This window comes from Sinorhizobium sp. NFACC03 (genome assembly GCF_900103435.1).
Classification (GTDB): Bacteria; Pseudomonadota; Alphaproteobacteria; order Rhizobiales; family Rhizobiaceae; genus Ensifer.
Map to the genome: position 1 here is coordinate 966,194 of NZ_FMXF01000001.1, position 15,116 is coordinate 981,309.

11 protein-coding genes, 1 pseudogene and 1 riboswitch are annotated in these 15,116 nt (G+C 61.4%); of the genes and pseudogenes, 10 read left to right on the forward strand and 2 right to left on the reverse strand.

The features are described 5' to 3' along the window. Positions 1 to 111: 111 nt before the first annotated feature. Entirely contained in the window at positions 112 to 456 is a 345-nt protein-coding gene (locus BLU35_RS04790; protein WP_057252366.1) for a cupin domain-containing protein, read from the forward strand. 38 nt (positions 457 to 494) lie between these two features. On the opposite strand, the gene BLU35_RS04795 is transcribed toward BLU35_RS04790, so the two are convergent. Continuing rightward, positions 495 to 1,733 (reverse strand): cytochrome P450, encoded by a 1,239-nt coding sequence (locus tag BLU35_RS04795; RefSeq protein ID WP_093232248.1) that lies wholly within the window; start codon positions 1,731 to 1,733, stop codon positions 495 to 497. A gap of 206 nt (positions 1,734 to 1,939) precedes the next feature. Between BLU35_RS04795 and BLU35_RS04800 the strand changes: the two are divergent. The 9 genes and pseudogenes from BLU35_RS04800 to BLU35_RS04840 all read left to right on the forward strand — a co-directional run bounded on the left by BLU35_RS04800 (position 1,940) and on the right by BLU35_RS04840 (position 14,527). After that, positions 1,940 to 2,586, forward strand: a pseudogene (locus BLU35_RS04800) (VOC family protein). Between the two features lie 162 nt (positions 2,587 to 2,748). After that, a complete protein-coding gene (locus tag BLU35_RS04805) occupies positions 2,749 to 3,606 on the forward strand; it encodes an endonuclease/exonuclease/phosphatase family protein (protein WP_058321503.1) in 858 nt (285 codons plus the stop codon). 18 nt (positions 3,607 to 3,624) lie between these two features. After that, positions 3,625 to 5,184: a phospholipase D family protein gene (locus BLU35_RS04810; protein ID WP_058321502.1), complete on the forward strand. Its 1,560-nt coding sequence runs from the start codon at positions 3,625 to 3,627 to the stop codon at positions 5,182 to 5,184. Positions 5,185 to 5,475: 291 nt separating this feature from the next. Next, a complete protein-coding gene (locus BLU35_RS04815) occupies positions 5,476 to 6,108 on the forward strand; it encodes an ATP-dependent Clp protease proteolytic subunit (RefSeq protein WP_057252356.1) in 633 nt (210 codons plus the stop codon). Positions 6,109 to 6,391: 283 nt separating this feature from the next. Continuing rightward, positions 6,392 to 7,669, forward strand: a complete 1,278-nt coding sequence (gene clpX, locus BLU35_RS04820) for an ATP-dependent Clp protease ATP-binding subunit ClpX (protein ID WP_034803621.1) — start codon at positions 6,392 to 6,394, stop codon at positions 7,667 to 7,669. 374 nt (positions 7,670 to 8,043) lie between these two features. After that, a complete protein-coding gene (gene lon / locus BLU35_RS04825; RefSeq protein WP_093232249.1) occupies positions 8,044 to 10,464 on the forward strand; it encodes an endopeptidase La in 2,421 nt (806 codons plus the stop codon). Positions 10,465 to 10,684: 220 nt separating this feature from the next. Beyond that, complete coding sequence (gene hbs / locus BLU35_RS04830) at positions 10,685 to 10,960, forward strand: non-specific DNA-binding protein Hbs (protein ID WP_057252351.1); 276 nt, start codon at positions 10,685 to 10,687, stop codon at positions 10,958 to 10,960. 124 nt (positions 10,961 to 11,084) lie between these two features. Then, positions 11,085 to 11,250, forward strand: a riboswitch (FMN riboswitch). A gap of 87 nt (positions 11,251 to 11,337) precedes the next feature. Further along, positions 11,338 to 12,243 carry a DMT family transporter gene (locus tag BLU35_RS04835; RefSeq protein ID WP_093232250.1) on the forward strand — a complete coding sequence of 302 codons (906 nt, stop codon included), beginning with the start codon at positions 11,338 to 11,340 and terminating at the stop codon, positions 12,241 to 12,243. An 88-nt stretch (positions 12,244 to 12,331) separates the two neighbouring features. Beyond that, positions 12,332 to 14,527, forward strand: a complete 2,196-nt coding sequence (locus BLU35_RS04840; protein WP_093232251.1) for an esterase-like activity of phytase family protein — start codon at positions 12,332 to 12,334, stop codon at positions 14,525 to 14,527. 82 nt (positions 14,528 to 14,609) lie between these two features. Here the strand turns inward: BLU35_RS04840 and BLU35_RS04845 are convergent, their stop codons facing one another. Beyond that, a complete protein-coding gene (locus BLU35_RS04845) occupies positions 14,610 to 15,089 on the reverse strand; it encodes a MarR family winged helix-turn-helix transcriptional regulator (protein ID WP_058329359.1) in 480 nt (159 codons plus the stop codon). Between the last annotated feature and the right edge of the window lie 27 nt (positions 15,090 to 15,116).

A 15,116-nucleotide genomic window follows, 5' to 3' on the forward strand; every position in this document is an offset into this window, starting at 1 on the left:
AGGCGGGAATATCCTCGAAAAAACAATGGACGTTGCCCCGGAGGTGTGTGACGAAACCAAATCTGAAACCCATGACGGGGGAGGTTGCAGTGCCTCCAGCAAAGGTGCCCAATGGCGAATATGCAGAAGTTCGATCTGTCTTCCGTCGAGCCGGAAACCGGCACGCCCGCTGCCGACCGGCTGATCTCCGGGGCGCCGCAATTCAGTACCTGGAACCTGGAGGAGGCCGATGGCGGCCTCTATGCCGGGGTCTGGGAATCGACGCCCGGCAAGTGGCGGATCGTCTATGAGGAGTGGGAATATTTCCACATCATCTCCGGCTATTCGATCGTTACGCAGGATGGTGGCGAGGCGGCGCATTTGCGCGCCGGCGACAGCATGATCCTGCGTCCGGGCTTCGAAGGGACCTGGGAGGTCGTGGAGACAACCCGCAAGGACTACGTCATCCGCTTGTGAGTGCCGAAGCGCCGGAGATTGGGCGGTCTTCGATGCAGCTACCAGACGAGGTCGAGACGCTCCAGGCCGTGGAAATGAAACGCGTCCTTCACCTCGGGCTCGTTCTTCAGCCGCATGTCCGGCAGCCGCCGAAACAGGATCGGCAGCGATAGATTGAGTTCAAGCCGGGCCAGCGGCGCCCCGATGCAGAAATGCAGGCCGGCCCCGAAGGAGACATTGGCGCCTTCATCGCGCGTCGGCCGGAACGCATTCGGGTCCGTGAACTTCTTCGGGTCGACATTTGCCGCCCCGAGCAAAAGGCCGATCTTGTCGCCCTTGCGAAGGGTGATGCCGTCTTCCAGCTCGACATCCGAGAGAGCGTAACGCTGGAAAATATGCAGCGGTGCCGCAAAACGCAGGCACTCCTCGATCGCCAGCCCCGTTGATGCCTCCGTGGCAAACAGGTCCTCGGCGGAAAGCCCCGATTGCAGAATGGTCCGAACGGCGTTGCCGATCTGATGCACCGTCGCTTCGTGACCGGCATTGAGGAGCAGGGCGGTGGTCGAGACCAGCTCTGCCTCTGAAAGTCGTTCGCCATCCTTTTCCGAGGTGATCATGTGCGTCAGCAGGTCATCGGCGGGATTGCGGTGTTTCTCGGCGATGATCTCTCGCAGATAGCCGGCAAATTCGGCGGACGCCTGGTTGGCGTCGAGTTCGGTCTCGTGGCTCGGGTTGAAGACATACATCCGGACCATGCGGTGCGACCAGTCGAGAAGATCGGGCGCGGCCTCGACGGGTATGCCGAGCATGCGGGCGATGATCGTCACGGGGATCGTTTCGGCGTACGTCTTGAGCAACTCGACTTCGCCGTCGCCTTCGAAACCATCGATAAGGACGTGCGACAGCTGCTCGATATCCGGTCTCAACTGTTCGATCTGCCTTGAGACGAAGGCCCGGCTGACGAGGGTGCGCAGCCGCGTGTGCGCCGGCGGCTCGAGCTCCAGCAGCGAATGTTCCTCCAGCGCGTCGAAATCCCTCAGATGTGGCTTCGGCGCCGACAGGCCGACTTCTTCGCGCGTCGCCACATGCAGGATCTGCCGTCCGAAACGGCGGTCGCGGAGCAGCGCGTTTACCTGGTCATAACCTGCGAAATACCATTGTTGCCGCTCCTCCCAGAAGAAGGCCGGGCATTGCGCGTGGATCTCGGCGTAGGCGGCGAGCGGCTCACGGTAGAAAGCGGGATTACGCGCATCGATGGAAATGCGCCTTTGGGCGCCGTCAATGGTTATGGCAGGCATGCAACGGGCTCTTTACAGAATTTGACCGACGTCTATTTCTACGGGCACCGGCGTTCAGTCGGCAAGTGCAGTTATCCCTGCGGGCGTCGGCAGGGCGTTGACAGTGTCGATAGTGGCGGTCAATCTTCTGACGCTGCGTAGGGCGTCATCGCCAAGGGGCTGAAAGGGCAACGCGCGCCTACGGAAGACACACCGTAGTTGCGCCCATGCCACACCTTGAAAACCTGAAGAAGCAGGCGAAGCAGTACCTCAAATGGCATCGCGAACGGTACCATCCGGTCGCAGCGGAGATCAGGGCGGCCTTGCCCCGTTACCGTGACCTTGATGACGACGCCATTCTCAAGGCGGAGTTCAAGCTCGCCGACGCGCAGGAGCTGATCGCGCGCCAATCGGGATTCGACAGTTGGCAGGCGCTCAAATCAGGAGCCCTGGCAATGACCCCGCACTCAAAACCCACCATATCGCAGCCGGTTCTGCAGTCGACCGCCGCTCAGCTGTTCGTTGCCGATATCGCGGCCTCGTGCGACTTCTACGCGGAGAAGCTCGGCTTTGCCGTCGATTTCGTCTACGGCGATCCGCCATTCTATGGGCAAGTGATCCGCGACAGCGCCAGGCTTGCTCTACGCCTTGTCTGCGAGCCGGTCTTCGTCGATGACTCCGCCAGCGCGAGGACCTGCTTTCGGCTGCCATCACGCTCGAAACCGTCAATGACATCAAACAATTGTTCCTGACCTATCAGGCTGCTGGCGTACACTTTCACCAGCCGCTGCGGACCGAACCCTGGGGCGCCCGCACCTTCATCGTGCTCGATCCGGACGGAAATCTGATCCTGTTCGCGGGACCGGCCGACTGATCGAGAGCGGCGAAAATGGACGCCGGCGATGCTCGTGCTGTCCCGGCATCCACCCGTTCGCTTCCGTATCGCAGTTGCGAAACAACTTCTGCTCTCCGCCCTTTTTCAGTGGCGCCCGGTGACCTATTTGCGCAATGATGCGGGCAGCAGGCAGGGAGCGGCATGGCAAAAAACCAGTCCAGTCTATCGGCGGGGATCGTGGCAGCGATCCGCAAGCGGCGTCCCACGGTCGTTCATCGCGAAGCTGCGGTGAACCGCGGCGACATTGTCATCGCCTCCTACAACATCCATAAATGTGTCGGTACCGACGGCCGTTTCGATCCCGGGCGGACTGCCAATGTGATCGGCGAACTGGGCGCCGATATCGTCGCGCTTCAGGAAGCGGACCAGCGGTTCGGCGAGCGTGCGGGTCTTCTCGATCTCGAACATCTCCGGCGCGAGGCCCATCTCGTTTCGGTGCCGATCTCCGGCTTTTCGGCGAAGGGGCATGGATGGCACGGCAACGTGCTGTTGCTACGCGAGGGCGCCGTTTCCGATGTCAGGCAGCTGAAACTCCCAGGTGTCGAGCCGCGTGGCGCACTCGTCGTCGATCTCGACCTGAAGGTCGGCCCCTTGCGCATCATCGCCGCCCATCTCGGTCTTCTCAGGCATTCCCGCGCCCAGCAGGCCGAGGCGATCCTTGAAGCGGCAGCCGGCGCGAACGGGCGGCCGACGCTGCTCATCGGCGATCTCAACGAGTGGCGCATGGGCCGGAGATCGTCACTGTCCTTCCTAAGTCCTGTTTTCGATCCGTCGCACGCCACGGTCGCGAGCTTTCCGTCGCGTTTTCCGCTGCTGCCGCTCGATCGTGTGCTTGGCAATCCGCACCACCTGGTAACGTCGGTCGCCGTGCATGACTCACCGCTTGCGCGGATCGCATCGGACCATCTGCCGGTGAAAGCCTCCATCGCCTTGAAGGCTGCCCAGCAGGATCACCGAGACGGAAATCGGGTTGGGGCCGGCCGTGCGGGGTCGGTCTGACGGCGAGGCGCGCTTTCGATGTTATCCTCCGTTCTGATCATCGTCGCCGCGATCGTCGGTGTGGTCGTGGCGGCCATCCTCTACATCTATGGCCGGTTCGGACGGCGCCCGCACGGGCTGCCGTCAACGGCACTTCCGGTGGCCGAGGCCGGTACGGAACTCGATCGGCTTATCATGCCCCTTCTTGCCGGCCGCCCGAACGCAAATGGCGTGGCGCTCGTGTCGGACAGTATCGAGGCCCTGGTAGTGCGCGCGCATGCGGCGCGGCGCGCCGGGCGCAGCCTCGATCTGCAGTATTATTACTGGAAGGATGATCTGACCGGTCTTCTGCTGGCCCGAGAGATTTTGGCGGCGGCCGACAGAGGCGTATGCGTCCGGTTGCTGCTCGATGACATCAACGCCGGCATTCATGATCGCATGTGCATCGCGCTTGACGCCCACCCCAATATCGAGGTGCGGCTCTTCAACCCCAGCCGGGCGCGGACCGACCGCTTTCGCCGCGGCTTCGAGATGGCGATCCGCGCCTTCAGCGCCACCCGCCGCATGCACAACAAGCTGTGGGTGGCGGATGGCCGGGTCGCAATCGCCGGCGGGCGCAACATCGGCGACGCCTATTTCGACGCCGCCGAGCTTTCCAACTTCCGCGACCTCGACGTCTGGATGGTGGGGCCGGTGCTGGACCAGGCGTCCGCCATGTTCGACCGGTACTGGAACAGCGACTCCGTCCTCCCGATCGCTGCACTGCGCACGCCACGCAAGCAATATTTGCCGGCGCTCCGTGAGGCCGTCGACGGGCTTGCCCGGACACCCGCGGGCCGGTTTTACATCGAGCGCGTCGACAAGGCTGCCCAGGAAACCGGCATCTATCACGGCACGCGGCGGCTTCACTGGAGTTCGCAGATCCGCCTGGCATCCGACCCGCCGGAAAAGGCGCTGATGCAGCGGCGCCAGAACTGGTTGCTGCGCGAACTCTTCCCGTTGATCGAAGCGGCGACGCGGGATTTGAGGATCATCTCTCCCTATTTCATCCCCGGCGTTGCCGGCACGCGAGAGCTTGCGGCCATCGTTTCGCGCGGAGCTCGGGTCGCGGTGCTGACCAACTCTCTCGCAGCGACCGATGTCGCAGCCGTTCACGGCGGTTACATCAAGTACCGCCGGAAGCTCATCCAGGCCGGCATCGCTCTCTTCGAATTGAAGGAGCAGGGCGACGTTGCCGAAGGGCACCGCATGACGTTGTTCGGGCGCCGCAATGCGAGCCTGCACAGCAAGGCTTTCGTGGTCGATGGCTTGAACGGGTTCGTCGGCTCGATGAACTTCGACCCCCGCTCCGCATCGCTCAATACGGAAATGGGTGTCGTCTTTGCCGATGCGGCTCTTGCCGGCGAGCTGGCCAGCATGTTCGAGGAGGAGACCTCGCCGTCGATCAGCTACCGGCTCGGGATGGACGGTTCACGGCTTGTCTGGCGTGATCGCGCCAACGGCTCCGAGCGGCTGTTGCGGCGCGAGCCGGATGCCAGCCTTGCCAGGCGGATGATTGCCAACCTGATCCGTATTCTGCCGATCGAGTCACAGCTCTAGGAAGGCGGCGCCGCCGATACACGATTTGCCGTTCGTTTACCGACGTCATCGAACCCTGTGTGAAATGCTCGGTCGCGGCGGCTTGCGGCGCGCATGTCGGCGAAAAAAGGTTCTATTGACAACCATGTGTGGAGGAGCGCCGAACTTCGCAGCAAAGGGGGCTTCGATTAAGCTTATCGAAGCTTCGCGACTTGAAGTGAAGGGTGTTGACACTCTATGTAGGGACAGAAGGCAAATCCCGTGATTCCCGGCTCGCAAAGGTTTTGCGAGCCCGATTGATGAAGGTTCGATATGAGAAATCCCGTTGATACCGCCCTGGCACTGGTGCCGATGGTTGTTGAACAGACCAACCGCGGTGAACGTTCCTACGATATCTTTTCGCGCCTTCTGAAGGAGCGCATCATCTTCGTCACCGGTCCGGTCGAAGATCAGATGGCGACGCTCGTCTGCGCCCAGCTCCTTTTCCTCGAGGCGGAAAACCCGAAGAAGGAAATTGCGCTCTACATCAATTCCCCGGGTGGCGTCGTCACCTCCGGTATGGCGATCTACGACACGATGCAGTTCATCAAGCCGGCGGTCTCGACGCTTTGCGTCGGCCAGGCGGCCTCGATGGGTTCGCTGCTCCTGGCGGCCGGCCACAAGGACATGCGCTTCGCCACGCCGAATGCGCGCATCATGGTTCATCAGCCCTCGGGCGGTTTCCAGGGCCAGGCCTCCGATATCGAGCGCCATGCCCGCGACATCCTGAAGATGAAGCGCCGCCTCAACGAGGTCTATGTCAAGCATTGCGGCCGCACCTACGAGGAAGTCGAGCAGACGCTCGATCGCGACCATTTCATGAGCGCGGACGAAGCTCTGGAGTGGGGTATCGTCGACAAGGTACTGACCTCGCGCGAAGAGATCGAAGGCACCGAGCAGGCCTGATAACGCGCTTTTGTGTCGCGATAGATGTAATTGTGACACAATTGTAATGGCTCAAGGGCTTTATCGTCAGGGTAAAGCCGGTAATATGTACCGTTAATGCTATGTTGCATTCTGAGGGCATAGTGTTCGGATGAGTTGGGAGAGTCGTTGCAGCCGCATCGGGCATGGTCGCCCAGGTGCGGTAAGTACTCCCGGAAGCCCTGCGTGAGGATAGGCTACAGGGCGAATTGAGTGGTCCGCGATACTTCGCTTGAAGTGTCCGGCGTGCTGGAAGGAAGTGGAAATGAGCAAGGTCAGCGGAAGCAACGGCGGTGACTCGAAGAATACGCTTTATTGTTCGTTCTGCGGCAAAAGCCAGCACGAAGTCCGTAAGCTGATTGCCGGACCGACCGTCTTCATCTGCGATGAATGCGTCGAACTGTGCATGGACATCATTCGCGAAGAGAACAAGACCTCGATGGTCAAGTCCCGCGACGGTGTGCCGACCCCTCAGGAAATCATAAAGGTCCTCGACGAATACGTCATCGGCCAGCAGCAGGCCAAGCGCATCCTCTCGGTGGCCGTGCACAACCACTACAAGCGCCTGGCGCATGCCGCCAAGGGCAGCGACGTCGAACTGGCGAAGTCCAACATCATGCTCGTCGGCCCGACCGGCTGCGGCAAGACCTATCTCGCCCAGACGCTCGCCCGCATCATCGACGTGCCGTTTACCATGGCCGACGCCACGACGCTGACCGAAGCCGGTTACGTCGGTGAAGACGTCGAAAACATCATCCTGAAGCTGCTCCAGGCCGCCGACTACAACGTCGAGCGCGCGCAGCGCGGCATCGTCTACATCGACGAAGTCGACAAGATTTCCCGCAAGTCCGACAACCCGTCGATCACCCGTGACGTTTCGGGCGAGGGCGTGCAGCAGGCGCTGCTCAAGATCATGGAAGGCACTGTTGCGTCGGTGCCGCCACAGGGTGGTCGCAAGCATCCGCAGCAGGAATTCCTGCAGGTGGATACCACCAACATCCTGTTCATCTGCGGCGGTGCGTTTGCCGGCCTCGACAAGATCATCTCCGCCCGTGGCGAGAAGACCTCGATCGGTTTCGGCGCGACGGTCCGCTCGCCGGAAGATCGCCGCGTCGGCGAGGTTCTGCGCGAACTCGAGCCGGAAGATCTGGTCAAGTTCGGTCTCATTCCGGAATTCATTGGCCGTCTGCCGGTTCTGGCGACGCTCGAAGATCTCGATGAAGATGCGCTGATCCAGATCCTGTCCGAGCCGAAGAACGCTCTGATCAAGCAGTATCAGCGCCTGTTCGAGATGGAAGACGTCGAGTTGACCTTCCACGAGGACGCGCTGCGCGAGATTGCCCGTCGGGCGATCGTGCGCAAGACCGGCGCCCGCGGCCTCCGTTCGATCATGGAGAAGATCCTGCTCGACACGATGTTCGAGCTGCCAACGCTCGAAGGCGTGCGCGAAGTGGTCATCTCCGACGAGGTGGTCAAGGGCGCGGCGCGGCCGCTCTACATCTACTCCGAGCGGTCGGACGAAAAGACCAACGTTTCGGCCTGATAACGCCGAATTATCGTTTGAGAAGCCCGCCTTGTGCGGGCTTTTTCATGTTCGCGCACTTAGCTGTTGAGACAAAGGCGCCCGAGCGCAGATTTCACAATTCGATTGTTGCTAAAGTGTCTCAAACAACGCAATGATGTGACGATTCAATGAAGGACCTTTATCGTTGCGCGTCCTTGAGCCTCGTTCTCCGTCGCAAGGCCCGCAACAGAAATGATGCGTAGTCAGAAGGACCCGGCCACGGTTGGTGGGTGTCGCGTCCAGCCTTGAAATGGACGCGGTGGCACTCCACTTTGATGTGGAAAATATGACAACCGGGAGTGCCTGCGGGGCTCCCGGGAACGGGCCCGAAATCGGGACGGAAAGGAAATGACATGACGAACAAAACGTCACCGGCGACTGAAAGCGCGACCTACCCGGTCCTGCCGCTCCGCGACATCGTGGTCTTCCCGCATATGATCGTGCCGCTCTTCGTCGGCCGTGAAAAGTCGATCCGTGCGCTTGAGGAAGTCATGGGCACCGACAAGCAGATCATGCTTGCCACCCAGATCAACGCCACCGACGACGATCCGGAACCGTCCGCGATCTATGAAGTCGGCACCATCGCCAATGTCCTGCAATTGCTGAAGCTACCCGACGGCACCGTCAAGGTGCTGGTCGAAGGCCGCGCGCGCGCCAAGATTGACGGCTACACGCCGCGCGACGAATTCTATGAGGCATCCGCGCATACGCTGAGCGAGCCGGAAGAAGATCCGGTCGAAATCGAAGCGCTGAGCCGCTCGGTCGTTTCCGAGTTCGAGAGCTATGTGAAGCTCAACAAGAAGATCTCCCCCGAGGTCGTCGGTGTCGCCAGCCAGATCGAAGACTATTCGAAGCTGGCCGATACGGTCGCCTCGCACCTGTCGATCAAGATCGTCGAGAAGCAGGAAATGCTGGAGACCACCAGCGTGAAGATGCGTCTGGAAAAGGCGCTCGGCTTCATGGAAGGTGAGATTTCCGTCCTGCAGGTCGAAAAGCGCATCCGCTCGCGCGTCAAGCGCCAGATGGAAAAGACCCAGCGCGAGTACTACCTCAACGAACAGATGAAAGCGATCCAGAAGGAACTCGGCGACGGCGAGGATGGCCGTGACGAGATGGCCGAGATCGAGGAGCGCATCGCCAAGACGAAGCTCTCCAAGGAAGCGCGCGAAAAGGCTGACGCTGAACTGAAGAAGCTGCGCCAGATGAGCCCGATGTCCGCGGAAGCGACCGTGGTTCGCAACTATCTGGATTGGCTGCTCGGTCTGCCCTGGGGCAAGAAGTCGAAGATCAAGACCGACCTGAACCATGCCGAAAACGTGCTCAACACGGATCATTTCGGTCTCGATAAGGTCAAGGAACGCATCGTCGAGTATCTCGCCGTGCAGGCGCGTTCGTCGAAGATCAAGGGTCCGATCCTGTGCCTCGTCGGCCCTCCCGGCGTCGGCAAGACCTCGCTCGCCAAGTCGATCGCCAAGGCGACCGGCCGCGAATATGTGCGCATGGCGCTCGGCGGCGTTCGTGACGAAGCCGAGATCCGCGGTCACCGCCGCACCTATATCGGCTCCATGCCGGGCAAGGTGGTGCAGTCGATGAAGAAGGCGAAGCGGTCCAACCCGCTGTTCCTGCTCGACGAAATCGACAAGATGGGCCAGGACTTCCGCGGCGATCCGTCGTCGGCTCTGCTCGAGGTGCTGGATCCGGAACAGAACTCGACCTTCATGGACCACTACCTTGAAGTCGAATACGACCTGTCCAACGTGATGTTCATCACCACGGCCAACACGCTGAACATTCCGGCGCCGTTGATGGACCGTATGGAAGTGATCCGCATCGCCGGCTACACCGAAGAGGAAAAGCTGGAGATCGCCAAGCGGCATCTGCTGCCGAAGGCGATCCGCGACCACGCGCTGCAGCCGAAGGAGTTCTCCGTGACTGACGGAGCCCTGATGGCGGTCATCCAGACCTACACGCGGGAAGCCGGTGTTCGTAACTTCGAGCGCGAATTGATGAAGCTCGCCCGCAAGGCGGTGACCGAGATCATCAAGGGCAAGACGAAGACGGTCGAAGTCACGGCGGACAACATCAACGACTACCTTGGTGTTCCGCGCTTCCGTCACGGCGAAGCCGAACGCGACGATCAGATCGGCGTGGTCACGGGTCTTGCCTGGACCGAGGTCGGCGGCGAATTGCTGACGATCGAAGGCGTCATGATGCCCGGCAAGGGCCGCATGACGGTCACCGGCAACCTGCGTGACGTGATGAAGGAATCGATTTCGGCGGCGGCGTCCTATGTCCGCTCGCGGGCGATCGATTTCGGCATCGAGCCTCCGATGTTCGACAAGAGCGACATCCACGTGCACGTGCCGGAAGGTGCGACGCCGAAGGATGGTCCGTCAGCCGGTGTCGCCATGGCAACCGCGATCGTGTCGATCATGACCGGCATCCCGATCTCCAAGGACGTCGCGATGACCGGCGAGATCACGCTGCGCGGCCGCGTGCTGCCGATCGGCGGTCTCAAGGAGAAGCTGCTGGCAGCGCTCCGGGGAGGCATCAAGAAGGTGCTGATCCCCGAAGAGAACGCCAAGGATCTCGCCGAGATCCCGGATAACGTGAAGAACGCGCTCGAAATCATCCCGGTTTCGCGGATGGGCGAGGTGCTTGTACACGCTCTGGCGCGCATGCCGGAACCGATCGAATGGGACCCGGCAAGGGAGCCGGCAACCGTCGCAGTGGTTGATTCGCAGGACGAAGCAGGCTCCTCGATCGCCCACTAAAAAGTGCCGGTGAATGGGCGCAGCGACCTCACGCGGCGCCCATTTTGCAGAAAAATTGGGAAGACCGGCCTCTGGCCGGTCTTTTTTGTTGTAAAAGCGCCCTGCAAGCCTTGCATTCCAAGGGATTAGGCGCAATTGGGAAAGGCAAGACGCGGGCGATGCGCAAGCCGCCGCGGCTTAAAACACAGTCGTTTCGAACCAATCTGAAAGGGGTGGAAACATGAACAAAAATGAGCTCGTGTCTGCCGTTGCTGAGAAGGCCGGACTTTCCAAGACCGACGCATCTTCTGCAGTTGATGCAGTTTTCGAGACCATCCAGGGCGAGCTGAAGAGCGGCGGCGACATTCGCCTGGTCGGCTTCGGCAACTTCTCGGTTTCGCGCCGCGAAGCCTCGAAGGGCCGCAACCCGTCCACGGGTGCGGAAGTTGACATCCCGGCCCGCAACGTGCCGAAGTTCACGGCCGGCAAGGGCCTGAAGGACGCCGTCAACGGCTGATCAGATTTGCTTGGCGGCCGGACACGAGGCCGGCAGTCCAGGTATTCGAGGGTTCGGCGAAAGCCGGACCCTTTCGCATTTCGGGGGCTGCCCTTGCGGCCTCCTGCCATTTGCTCTACGGCTTGCCCATTCTCAGGGCGGGGTGAAAATCCCCACCGGCGGTAAGGGCGCTGCAACATCATGCGGTGACCCAAGCCCGCGAGCGCCTTTCTCCTGAAGCGGGGAAGGGGTCAGCAGATCCGGTGCAATTCCGGAGCCGACGGTCATAGTCCGGATGAAAGAGAATGGTCGTCGGCACGAAGAGCAGGGCTCCCCGGCGTCGTGCCGTGCGCTCATGCGTCCTGATTTGTGTTTGTCCATTTCTCAGGATGCGTGACATGAATCAGACTTCCCTCGGTTTGTCCTCCTCGCGCGCCATGGCCGGTGCCGGCTTCATGGTGCTGGCCGGTATTGCCTTCGCCGGGCTCAATGTCGTTACCCAATGGCTGACGATGAAACTCGGCTTTCCCGCTGCCGCCACGGCCTTCTGGCAATATGCCTTCGCCTTTCTCTTTTCGCTGCCGTTCCTACGGCGGGTCGGACTTTCGGCGATGCGCACCGCTTACCCCTGGCGCCACGTGGTGCGCGTGGCGCTCGCGGCCTTCGGCGTCGGGGCCTGGGTCTCCGGCCTTGCGCACGTGCCGATCTGGCAGGCGATTGCCCTGGTCATGACCTCGCCGTTCTTCATCATCCTTGGCGCTCGCCTGTTTCTCGGCGAACGCGTCGGCCCGGCGCGCTGGACCGCGACTGCGGTCGGATTTGCCGGTGCGATGATCATTCTTGAACCCTGGTCGGACAGCTTCACCTGGGCAGCGCTGCTGCCGATCCTCTCCGCCTTGCTCTGGGGAGCCTCGTCGCTCATCACCAAGAGCCTGACGAGCAGCGAGCGTCCCGAAACCATCACCGTCTGGCTGCTTGTCCTTCTGACCCCGATCAATGGTGCCGTTGCGCTCACGGCCGGTTTCGCGATGCCGCAGGGCACGGCGCTCGGCCTTCTCGTGCTCGCCGGGGTCATGACCGTGTTCGCGCAATATCTGCTGACGCTCGCCTATACGGTTGCCGACGCTGCCTACGTGCAGCCCTTCGATGATTTGAAGCTGCCGCTCAATGTCTTCGCCGGCTGGCTGGTCTTCGGTTACGCACCGACAGGCTATCTCTGGTTCGGTGCGGTCCTGATCCTTGGCGCGTCGCTGTTCATCATGCGCAACGAGATTCGGCGCGAACGGGAGGCTGTTGCAACCTGAACGGTGTAAAACCCGGCCGATGTCATTCGGCTGTCATCGCAGTCGCGCAGAACCCCCATGTTTTCAGTATTCTCCATGGGGGATTTCAATGATCATTACTTCGCGCGTGACCGCGTTCGCGGCCGTCCTTCTTGCTTCGGTGGCATTTCCTGCGGCGGCTGAACCTGTATTCAATCGTATTGCGTCCTTTGCCGTTGCCGACAATCTGCCTGATGGTGACGCGCGCAAAGCGCCGACGTCCGCCGAGATCATCACGGCCAGCGAAGACGGCAATACGCTGATCTACTCCGACAGCCCGGGCAAGCGCGTCGGCCTGATCGACATCACCGATGCCAAGGCGCCGAAGGCAGCCGGCACAATCTCTTTCGACGGTGAGCCGACCTCCGTTACCGTTGCCGGCGCCAAGGCGCTCGTTGCGGTCAACACGCGCGAAAGCTTCGTCAAGCCTTCCGGACTTCTGGCAATCGTCGACCTGGCGTCGAAGAAGGTGGATGCGACCTGCGATCTCGGCGGTCAGCCGGATTCGGTGGCCGTCAACAAGGACCGCACGCTTGCGGCCATCGCCATTGAAAACGAGCGCGACGAGGAAGTGAACGACGGCAAGATCCCGCAGATGCCGGCCGGCGATCTGGTGATCCTGTCCTTGAAGGACGGCGTTGCCGATTGCGGCTCGCTGAAGCGCGTGACGCTGACGGGGCTTGCCGAAATCGCTGGCGAAGATCCGGAGCCGGAGTTCGTCTCCTTCAACGGCAAGGACGAGATTGCGCTGACGCTGCAGGAGAACAACCACATCGTCATCATCGACGGCAAGACTGCGACGGTGAAGACGCACTTCTCTGTTGGCACCGTCGACCTCAATGATATCGACATCAAGCGCAACGGCGCCATCGCCTTCAAGGACGAGCAGCCGGGCCGCAAGCGCGAGCCCGATGCCGTGAAGTGGCTCGACGATAACCGCATCCTCGTTGCCAACGAAGGTGACTACGAAGGCGGCTCGCGCGGCTTCACGATCTTCGACACCAGCGGCAAGGTGCTCTACGAATCAGGCGCCAGCTTCGAGCATGCCGTTGCCGCGACCGGCCACTACCCGGAAAAGCGCTCGTCGGCCAAGGGCGTGGAGCCCGAAGGTCTGGAAGCGGCCAAGTTTGGCGACGACAACCTGTTCTTCCTGCTCGCCGAACGGGCTTCCGTCGTCGGCGTCTACAAGGACACGGGTGCGGAGCCCGAACTGCTGCAGCTGCTGCCGTCGGGCATCTCGCCGGAAGGCGCCGTCGCGATCTCGTCGCGCAACCTGCTTGCGACCGCCAATGAAGTCGACCTAGGCGAGGACGGCGGGGCACGTTCGCATGTGATGATCTATGAGCGCGGCGAAGGCGAAGCTGCCTATCCGCAGATCCACTCCGCCGAGAAGGACGGGCTGCCGATCGGCTTCGGTGCACTCTCCGGTCTTGCTGCCGTCTCGGACAAGCCGGGCTTCCTGCGCGCCGTCAACGACTCGGTCTTCTCGTCGCAGCCGACGATCTTCACCATCGACGCCACCCAGAAGCCGGCGCTGATCACCGAGACGCTCGCCATCACCCGTGACGGCGCACCGGCTCAGAAGCTCGACATCGAAGGCATCGCCAATGACGGGGAAGGGGGCTTCTGGCTCGCATCGGAAGGCAATTCCGACAAGCTCTACAGCCACGCGCTCTTCCACGTGAACAAGAAGGGCGAGATCAAGAAGGAAATCGCTTTGCCTGAGGCGCTGCGCGCCGGCGAAACCCGCTTCGGCTTCGAAGGCATCACCGTTGTTAGCGAAGGCGACGACCAGACGCTGTGGATGGCTGTTCAGCGCGAATGGAAGGACGACGAGAAGGGCTTCGTCAAGCTCGTCTCCTACAAGCCGAAGAGCGAAGAGTGGGGTGCCGTGCGCTACCCCCTGGAAAAGGCCGGTGACGGCTGGGTCGGCCTGTCGGAAATCTCCGTTCATGGTGACTACGCCTACATCATCGAGCGCGACAACCTGATCGGCCAGGCAGCCAAGCTCAAGAAGATCTACCGCGTCGCGCTGACGGAACTGAAGCCGGCAGCACTTGGTGGCGAACTGCCTGTCGTCAAGAAGGAGGAGGTTCGTGACCTCATTCCCGACCTGAAGGCGCTTAACGGCTATGTCGTCGACAAGGTCGAGGGCTTCACAGTCGATGCAGCCGGCAATGGCTATGTCGTGACCGACAATGACGGTGTCGACGACTCCTCCGGCGAAACCCTGTTCTTCTCCATTGGCGCGATCAACGCGATGTAAGCGTTAACGCCCGGAGAAAACGGAAGAGGCCGGGACATGATGTCCCGGCCTCTTTCTGTTTCGGACTGGTAGGAAATAGCGACTAGCGGGCGACAGCTACCTGCGCCGCCGCTTCTTCGGCCTCATCCTTGCGCTTGCGGATCTCATCCGTCCTGTCGACCAGCTTGCCGACGATGTCGTAGAGGGCATCGAGTTCCTCGTCGTCGAGCGCCGAGAAAATTTCCTCGAGCAGTTGCTTGCGTGGATGCTCTGCGGCTTCAAGCACGACGCGACCCGTTTCGGTAATCGAGACGATCTTGGCGCGCCGGTCCTCGGGATCGGGCTTGCGCATCACCAGGCGGTCGCGTTCCAGACCGTCGATGGCCTCGGTGACCGTGCGCGGCGCGAAGTTCAGCGCACAGGCGATATCGGTCGAGCGACAGGGACCGAGCTTGCTCAGGAAGAAGAGGAACTTGCTGCGTGCCAGCGACACGCCTTCTTCGGTCATCGATTCGTTCACCAGCCGGTGAACCCGGTGGTAGAGCTCGAACAGTCTATCGGAAACTTCAAATGTCTTCTTCATGATCGTCGCTGGAATTTCATGAGGTGC